The organism is Bacteroides sp. UBA939 (assembly GCF_002293435.1).
GTDB lineage: Bacteria > Bacteroidota > Bacteroidia > Bacteroidales > Bacteroidaceae > Bacteroides.
Genome location: NZ_DBDF01000239.1, coordinates 974 through 9131, shown reverse-complemented (window position 1 = coordinate 9131; position 8158 = coordinate 974). Strand labels below are relative to the sequence as shown.

At 42.8% G+C, this 8158-nt stretch carries 10 protein-coding genes; 3 read left to right on the top strand and 7 right to left on the bottom strand.

The genetic code is table 11. The features are described 5' to 3' along the window. Positions 1 to 276 precede the first annotated feature (276 nt). On the bottom strand, positions 277 to 474 hold the full coding sequence (locus B2Z67_RS15875; RefSeq protein WP_291530819.1) for a hypothetical protein: 198 nt from the start codon (positions 472 to 474) through the stop codon (positions 277 to 279). A gap of 218 nt (positions 475 to 692) precedes the next feature. Here B2Z67_RS15875 and folB point away from each other — a divergent pair, with 218 nt between their 5' ends. Then, complete coding sequence (folB, locus tag B2Z67_RS15870) at positions 693 to 1049, top strand: dihydroneopterin aldolase (protein ID WP_291530818.1); 357 nt, start codon at positions 693 to 695, stop codon at positions 1047 to 1049. A gap of 41 nt (positions 1050 to 1090) precedes the next feature. Here folB and B2Z67_RS15865 read toward each other — a convergent pair whose 3' ends face one another. The 3 genes from B2Z67_RS15865 to mtaB all read right to left on the bottom strand — a co-directional run bounded on the left by B2Z67_RS15865 (position 1091) and on the right by mtaB (position 4119). Continuing rightward, entirely contained in the window at positions 1091 to 1621 is a 531-nt protein-coding gene (locus tag B2Z67_RS15865) for a methylglyoxal synthase (RefSeq protein WP_291530817.1), read from the bottom strand. A 117-nt stretch (positions 1622 to 1738) separates the two neighbouring features. Then, positions 1739 to 2755, bottom strand: a complete 1017-nt coding sequence (locus tag B2Z67_RS15860) for a glycosyltransferase family 2 protein (RefSeq protein ID WP_291530816.1) — start codon at positions 2753 to 2755, stop codon at positions 1739 to 1741. Between the two features lie 44 nt (positions 2756 to 2799). Continuing rightward, positions 2800 to 4119, bottom strand: a complete 1320-nt coding sequence (gene mtaB, locus B2Z67_RS15855) for a tRNA (N(6)-L-threonylcarbamoyladenosine(37)-C(2))-methylthiotransferase MtaB (protein WP_291530815.1) — start codon at positions 4117 to 4119, stop codon at positions 2800 to 2802. An 85-nt stretch (positions 4120 to 4204) separates the two neighbouring features. On the opposite strand from mtaB, the gene B2Z67_RS15850 reads away from it, so the two are divergent. Continuing rightward, positions 4205 to 5878: a long-chain fatty acid--CoA ligase gene (locus tag B2Z67_RS15850; RefSeq protein WP_291530814.1), complete on the top strand. Its 1674-nt coding sequence runs from the start codon at positions 4205 to 4207 to the stop codon at positions 5876 to 5878. A 157-nt stretch (positions 5879 to 6035) separates the two neighbouring features. Beyond that, positions 6036 to 6245, top strand: a complete 210-nt coding sequence (locus B2Z67_RS15845) for a hypothetical protein (protein ID WP_291530813.1) — start codon at positions 6036 to 6038, stop codon at positions 6243 to 6245. An 856-nt stretch (positions 6246 to 7101) separates the two neighbouring features. Here B2Z67_RS15845 and rplI read toward each other — a convergent pair. From rplI to rpsF, 3 genes are all read right to left on the bottom strand, one after another. After that, the gene (gene rplI, locus B2Z67_RS15840) at positions 7102 to 7551 is read right to left on the bottom strand and encodes a 50S ribosomal protein L9 (protein ID WP_291530812.1); all 450 of its coding nucleotides are present in this window, start codon (positions 7549 to 7551) and stop codon (positions 7102 to 7104) included. A 15-nt stretch (positions 7552 to 7566) separates the two neighbouring features. Next, positions 7567 to 7839 carry a 30S ribosomal protein S18 gene (rpsR, locus tag B2Z67_RS15835; protein ID WP_004288442.1) on the bottom strand — a complete coding sequence of 91 codons (273 nt, stop codon included), beginning with the start codon at positions 7837 to 7839 and terminating at the stop codon, positions 7567 to 7569. 2 nt (positions 7840 to 7841) lie between these two features. Next, on the bottom strand, positions 7842 to 8158 hold a 317-nt coding region (gene rpsF / locus B2Z67_RS15830), incomplete at its 5' end, for a 30S ribosomal protein S6 (protein WP_291530811.1).

The window sequence follows — 8158 nt, the reverse complement described above, 5'->3', positions numbered from 1 at the left end:
ATTATGAACAGCTACTTACTACAAGATAATTAAGCATGAGTACTTATTCACAATAAGCTGCTGAATGGAAATTTAGCATACAAACTAATCACAAAGAGGGTTATACCGAATCAGCAATGCGTCAACTCAAAGACGAAATGCATTCGCAAAAAGATAGCAAAAGCGCCTTTTTGCTGACACACTCTTTTGCCGGGAGAAGAGAAATAGAAACTACAGGCATGAAATTTTGAATTTATATACGGATATTCTGCATAAATCGTGGTTGATATACAGGGTTTATGCAATAACTGTTTGCTTCCCGCGCGAACCATAATACATGGAGCGTGAACGGTAATATCCCGTATGCGAACCACATATATCCCGTGCGCGAACCGCATATAGATGGTGTGCGAACCACATATATCCCATGCAAAAGCCACATATATCCGGTAGAAATAAGCCATTAAGTAACCACTCCGAACGAGTCTTTCGCATTTTTTTAGAGATGTATAGATTTCGATATTCGGCTATCTGCCAGGCAGATACGGATTTTTACTTCGATATTTCCAACCGTTCCTGTCTTCGGGCGGAAATATCGCATTCTCAGTCGACTAAAAATACAAAGTGTCAAAAAGGATAGTATTCGGAAATAAATCGTAGCTTTGCGGTAAGTAATAAATAAGTAATAAAACCGAAATCATATCATATTCCATATGAACAGTTATATATTTCTTGATAACGTACGTTTCTTTGCTTATCATGGCGTATACGAGCAAGAGCAAAGGGATGGTAATGAGTTTGTCATCAACCTACGGCTAAAGGTCGATATTAGCCGGGCGGCAGAAACCGACGACGTAGCGCATACAGTGAACTACGCCGAAGTATATGAAGTAGTAAAGGACGAGATGAACATCCCTTCCAAATTACTGGAACATGTTTGCGGACGTATAGTGAAACGACTGCTACGCACGTTCCCCGCCATCAAAGGCATCGAACTGAAACTCGCAAAACGTAATCCGCCTATGGGAGCGGATTTGGATGCAGCAGGAGTGGAGGTAGTAAGTGGTTAGTGGTTACTACTTACTACTTACTACTTACTACTTACTACTTACTACTTACTACTAACCACTTTCTTCCTCCCCTTCTTTGCCGACTCCACAGCCTCGGCAACCACCGGCTTATTCTCAAAACGTTTAGTATAGCCAGTGTAATCGGGAATTGTACGTTCGTACGCCGGGTCAAGGAACAACGGACTGGAAATGATATGATCCGCCGTACTGCGGTTACAACAAAAGACAATGTTTTCAACACTTGCCAAACGCGTAAGCGCCTTCACATCCGTATCGTGCGGCTGTAAAGTCATAGGGTCGGTAAAGAAGAAAAGATAGTCTATCACACCATCCACAATGCGGGAACCCATCTGCTGGTCGCCACCCAGAGGGCCGGATTTCAGGATAGTAAAGTCCCATTCTATATCGGGATGTTTCTCTTTCAATGCGGCAAGAATAAGCGTACCTGTGGTTCCCGTACAATAAAACTTGTGACCGACAAGACGTTCGGAATTCCAAAGAACCCACTCGATAAGGTCTTTCTTCATGGCATCATGCGCCACCAAGCCAATCTTTCTAACTAATTTTTCCATAAATCGATATCGTTAAATTGCAAACTGCGGATAATAAGCAGCTGTTCATACTTAGAAGTCTATAAGCAGGAGTAACTTGCTTCTGCTTATAGACTCCTGAAGCATGAATAATACAAGCTATAATTGTGAGAAGATTCTCTTCCCCCGGAAATAATATTGCACCAAGATACAGCTTTTTGTCCGTTCGGGTATCACGGGAAGGCAAGTTTTTTTTAGATTATCTTCACGCGCCGCAGTAAATGCGGAACGGAGCGATCGATATTCACGCCGTGCCCTGAATACAGCTAAAGCATTGGGAAATTGCATCTTAAGCAAGAAGCTGAGTGCCGCCACATAGTCAAGCAGAGCACGAATACGCATTACTGCGGCTAATTCCCCAGGAGGCAGATTCTTGTAAAGCATGACAAGATTATTACGGAAATTAAGGAATGTCTTGCGCGGGTTTTCCTTTTTCAACGTGGCAGCTCCTACATGATATACCATACTTTGCGGTACACAAACAATCTGCCTGCCGCGCGAACGAAGCCGCCAACACAAATCTATTTCTTCCATGTGAGCAAAGAAACGTCCGTCAAGCCCGCCCGCATCGCGGTAATCTTTCAGGCGAATAAACATCGCAGCGCCCGTTGCCCAGAACACCGGGATAACAGAGTCGTATTGCCCGGTATCCTCTTCCACCACTCCCATTATCCTGCCGCGACAGAACGGATATCCGTAACAGTCAAGAAAGCCACCCGCCGCTCCGGCATATTCAAACTTCTCCTTCTGCCTCCAACTGCGTATCTTTGGCTGGCAAGCAGCCACCTCAGGGTGGGTATCCATATAGTCAACCAATGGCCTGAGCCAATGTTCCGTCACTTCTACATCCGAATTGAGAAGTACCACATATTCGGCTTCCACTTCCTGAAGCGCCAGATTATAGCCATCGGCAAAACCGTGATTATCTTTCAGCAAAATCAGACGTACGGAAGGAAACTCCCGGCGCACCATGTCAACGGACGAATCCGTAGAACCATTGTCCGCCACATACACTACCGCATCATCCGCCTCAGAGAGGTTTACGACAGAAGGAAGAAACGAACGAAGCATTTCGCATCCGTTCCAATTCAATATGACAATTGCTATTTTATTCATACTTTCTTAGAATCTTCACGCGTCATTTTCGTATACCTTATATATTATAATAACAACGTTCCCTGCAACGCCGTCCGGTCTTCATTAAAGTCTCCCAAAAGAACGGATACTACTTGATTATCCAACTCATCATTACGAGGAACTTCTACCCGGATGTAGTTGGCTGTAAAGCCGTGTATTGGCGCACCCGGTTTGGAGTGTTCCAGCAACACCGGCATGGTTTGTCCGATGTGGCGGGCATAGAACGCCCGGGTCTTTTCATCCGACAGTTCCAGCAAACGCTGGCTACGGCGATGCTTCTCTTCAGGGGTTACCACATGGTCTATCTTCAAGGCCTGCGTGTCCGGACGTTCGGAATAACTGAACACATGGAGCTGAGTCACATCCAGACTCTTGATAAATTCGTAGGCTTCTTCAAAGTATTCTTCCGTTTCGCCACGTGTGCCTACAATCACATCCACACCGATAAAGGCATCAGGCATTATCTCTTTTATCTTCCGTACCTTGGATGCGAAAAGTTCCGTATCATACCGGCGGCGCATTAATTTCAGTACTTCGTCACTGCCGGATTGCAACGGGATATGAAAGTGAGGCATAAAACTGTGTGAACGGGATACGAATTCTATAATCTCATCGGTCAGCAAATTCGGTTCTATTGAGGAAATCCGGTAACGCTCTACGCCTTCTATACAGTCTAATGCTTTCACCAGGTCAAAGAAAGTTTCATTGGTGCTTTTACCGAAGTCACCGATATTGACCCCGGTCAACACAATTTCTTTCCCTCCGTCGGCTACGGCGAGGCGTGCTTGTTCTACGATGGAAGTTATTGTCCCGTTGCGGCTTCGTCCACGGGCTAAAGGAATGGTACAGTAAGAACAGAAATAATCACAACCGTCCTGCACTTTCAGGAAGTAACGGGTACGATCGCCACGCGAACATGATGGTACAAACGAACGTATATCCTTCAACGCCGAAGTATATGCTTCACCCGATTCATGCTTTTGCAAATTGCCGAGATACAGAAGCAAATCTTTCTTCTGCTCGGCGCCAAGTACAATATCTACTCCTTCTATTTCGGCTACCACTCCGGGTTTCAATTGTGCGTAACATCCGGTTACAACTACAAAAGCTCCCGGATGCTGCTTCACCAAACGATGGATTGCCTGCCGGCATTTCTTATCGGCAACTTCAGTCACCGAACAGGTGTTCACCACACAGATATCAGCCTTCTCTCCTTTACGCGCCGTGCGTACACCTGCCTCCCGCAAAACCTTACCAATAGTAGAGGTTTCTGAAAAGTTCAATTTACACCCCAACGTATAGTAAACCGCCGTCTTATCTTGAAATATAGTGGTATCAATCATAACTGTCTAAACACATTTCTGGCACAAAGTTACATATAATTCTTAGATTTTTCCTACTTTTGCACAAATCATCAACATCCGTGCAATGATACAAGAGAACTTTATCAAGCTCTACGAACAGAGTTTTCGTAACAACTGGGATCTTCCCTGCTACACCGATTACGGTGAAGACGAGAGTTATACTTACGGACAAGTAGCCCAGGAAATAGCAAAATTGCATTTGCTATTCAAGCATTGCAGCCTGCGCCGGGGCGACAAAATAGCTGTCATCGGCAAGAACAATTCCCGTTGGTGTATCGCATACATGGCTACCGTCACTTATGGCGCTATCGTAGTCCCCATCCTGCAAGATTTCAACCCGAGTGATGTGCATCATATCGTAAATCATTCAGAATCTACATTCCTCTTTACCAGTGATAGTATTTGGGAACATCTGGAAGAAGAACGCCTCACAGGACTGCGTGCAGTGTTCTCACTCTCTGATTTCCGCTGCCTGCACCAGCGCGACGGTGAAACGGTGAGTCTTTTCCTCAAACATCTGGAAGATGAAATGTATGAAGCCTATCCGAAAGGATTCTGCCGGGAAGATATAGAATATACGACCCTCTCCAATGATAAAGTAATGCTGCTGAACTATACTTCCGGCACTACCGGATTCAGCAAAGGGGTTATGCTAACCGGTAACAACCTGGCAGGCAATGTCACCTTTGGCATTCGCACAGAACTACTAAAAAAAGGAGACAAAGTACTCTCTTTCCTGCCATTGGCACATGCTTATGGTTGCGCTTTCGACTTTCTGACAGCCACTGCCGTCGGCACGCACGTCACACTCCTGGGTAAAGTACCTTCTCCCAAAATACTGATGAAAGCCTTTGAAGAAGTAAAACCCAACCTGATAATCACCGTCCCGCTCGTTATCGAGAAAATCTACAAGAACGTTATCCAGCCTATTATCAATAAAAAGGCAATGAAATGGGCGCTCAGCATACCTCTTCTTGATGGACAAATTTATGGACAAATACGCAAGAAACTAATAGATGCGCTGGGTGGACGTTTCAAAGAAGTAATCATCGGTGGCGCCGCCATGAATCCGGAAGTAGAGGAGTTCTTCCACCGCATCAGATTCCCGTTTACCATCGGTTATGGCATGACGGAATGTGCGCCGCTTATCAGTTACGCTCCCTGGAATGAATTTGTTATAACCTCTTCCGGCAAAGTGCTCGACATCATGGAAGCACGTATTTATAAAGAAAATCCTGGAGCATCCATCGGTGAAATCCAGGTACGCGGCGAAAATGTAATGGCAGGATATTACAAGAATCCGGAAGCCACCGCCGAAGTCTTCACCGAAGACGGCTGGCTACGTACAGGAGACTTAGGCTATTTAGACAGAAACAATAATCTTTATATCCGTGGACGTATCAAAACCATGATTCTCACTTCCAGTGGTCAGAATATTTTCCCGGAAGAAATTGAAGCTCGCCTCAATAATCTACCTTTCGTACAGGAAAGTCTTGTGATTGAACGTAACAAGAAATTAGTGGCTTTGGTTTATACTGATTATGAAGCATTGGACTCCCTCGGACTGAATCAACCGGAGAATATCAAAACCATTATGAATGAGAACCTGAAGAATCTGAATAGTAGTGTAGCCGGTTATGAGAAGGTAAGCCAAATCCAGCTATATCCGACAGAGTTTGAAAAGACCCCCAAAAGAAGCATCAAACGATACTTATACAACAGCATTGCAGAAGATTAGCATGTTTTAAAACATATAAAAAGTACGCAAAAGAGCTTAAGCTCCAAAAAAAACATAAAAAAAGTTGGGATATAAAGAACAACCAATCAAAAAAGTACATACCTTTGCAACGTTTTAAAAAGCATATTGATTGTATTACGTTTAAAAAGCAAAGAAAATGAAAAAATTAGTTTTAGTAGCTGTAGCTATTGTAGCAGTATCTTTCGCATCTTGTGGTAACAAACAAGCTGACGCTGAAAAAGCAGCAGCTGATTCTATCCGCATCAGCGACTCAATTGCAGCAGTTGAAAAAGCAGCAGCAGACGCAGCTGCAGCAGCAATTGATACTGTAGCAGTAGACAGCGTAACAGTAGTTGTAGCTGAATAATTCAGAACAACATTGAGAGAATTGAAAGTCTGACGTGTGAAAGCACGGACAGACTTTTTTTATGCTTATACCTCTCAAAATATTTCAAAAGACCTCCCCGAAATCTCCGGTACATCATTTTTATGATTGTCCGCATAAATACTACTAACCTGCATTATTTATACTGTAGTTAAAGGAGTTATCACTTCGTTAGGAGTTAAGTAGCTAAAGCCGGTACTCCATGAATCGTATAACAATACTATCGACTTTAACTCTTAAGTCAACTTGCTGACTGACAACCCCTTTAACTCCTCTAACTCTTAAAGCATGAGTTATTCAGGCTAAATGATAATTTAGCATTCGGAAACTTCAATCAGGCTGCTTCGCAATGCAAGCAATTTTTTAGATGCGGATAATGCGGATGACGCGGATTTTTAAATGCTGCGCCATGTTATTCCATCAGGAAAACAAAAAGAGATCCGCATCATCTGCGCCTGAAAAATTGTTCGCATAAAAGAAAAGAAACTTTACTACAAGTAAGTACACTACTAAATTATTATTTGCCAACATTAGGGGTATTATTGCAGATAAATAACTCATTATTTGTCCTAAACAATTAATTATTTCAGCTTTGCGCGGTATGATGGGCAACTACTTAGTAGTAGTTGGTTAACTACTTAGTAGTAGTTGGGCAACTACTTAGTAGTAGTTGAGCAATTACTTAGTAGTAGTTGGGCAACTACTACTAAGTAAATTCTAATCGTATTAAGAAAGGAGAGATCTAACTCATACCCCGGAAACTTTGAGTGAACGAACCAAAAAGAGTCCGATTCCCTAATAAGGGAACCGGACTCTTTCATATATGAAGTTTACAGAATTATGCTTCTTCAGCAACTACTTCGAAAGGAATTTCTACAGAAACTTCCTTATGCAATTTAACAACAGCTTTGTATTGACCAATTTCTTTCACAGTGTCTTTTACAACAATGATCTTACGATCAACTTCGTGACCCAACTTAGACAACTCTTCCGCAATCTGGATGTTACCAACAGAACCGAAAATAGTACCGGTTGAGCTAACTTTAGTAGCGATCTTCAAAGATACACCTTCCAATTTAGCAGCCAATGCTTCAGCATCCTTTTTGATTTTCTCCAGCTTGTGAGCACGTTGTTTCAACTCTTCAGCCAACATTTTCTTTGCAGCAGGCGAAGCAATCACAGCTTTACCTGTCGGGATGAGAAAGTTACGACCATAACCGGACTTAACCGTTACAATATCGTCCTTATAACCCAAGTTTACTACATCTTCTTTCAATATAATTTCCATACTTTCCTCCTCCTATTATTTCATCATGTCAGTAACATAAGGCAGCAATGCCAAGTGACGCGCTCTTTTTACGGCTTGAGCCACACGACGTTGGAACTTCAAAGAAGTACCGGTAATACGACGTGGAAGGATTTTACCTTGCTCGTTCAAGAATTTCTTCAAGAATTCAGGATCTTTATAATCAATGTACTTGATGCCACTCTTTTTGAAACGGCAATATTTTTTCTTCTTAACATCCACTGAAGGCGGAGTTAAATATCTGATTTCCGATTGAACTTGTTGTGCCATGATTAATCCTCCTTTTTAGTTGATTTAAGACCTCTTCTTTTCTCAGCATATTGAGCGGCATATTTGTCTTGCTTGAATGTCAAGAAACGAATAACGCGCTCGTCACGACGGAAGTTAACTTCCAACTTATCAATGACAGTAGGTTCTGCATTGAATTCAATCAGTTGATAGAAACCTGTTGACTTTTTCTGGATAGGATATGCCAGCTTTTTCAGTCCCCAGTTCTCTTCATTCACAATCTCAGCACCTTCCGCAGTAAGAATGCCTTTGAATTTTTCTACCGCTTCCTTCATCTGAACATCAGATAAAACGGGAGTTA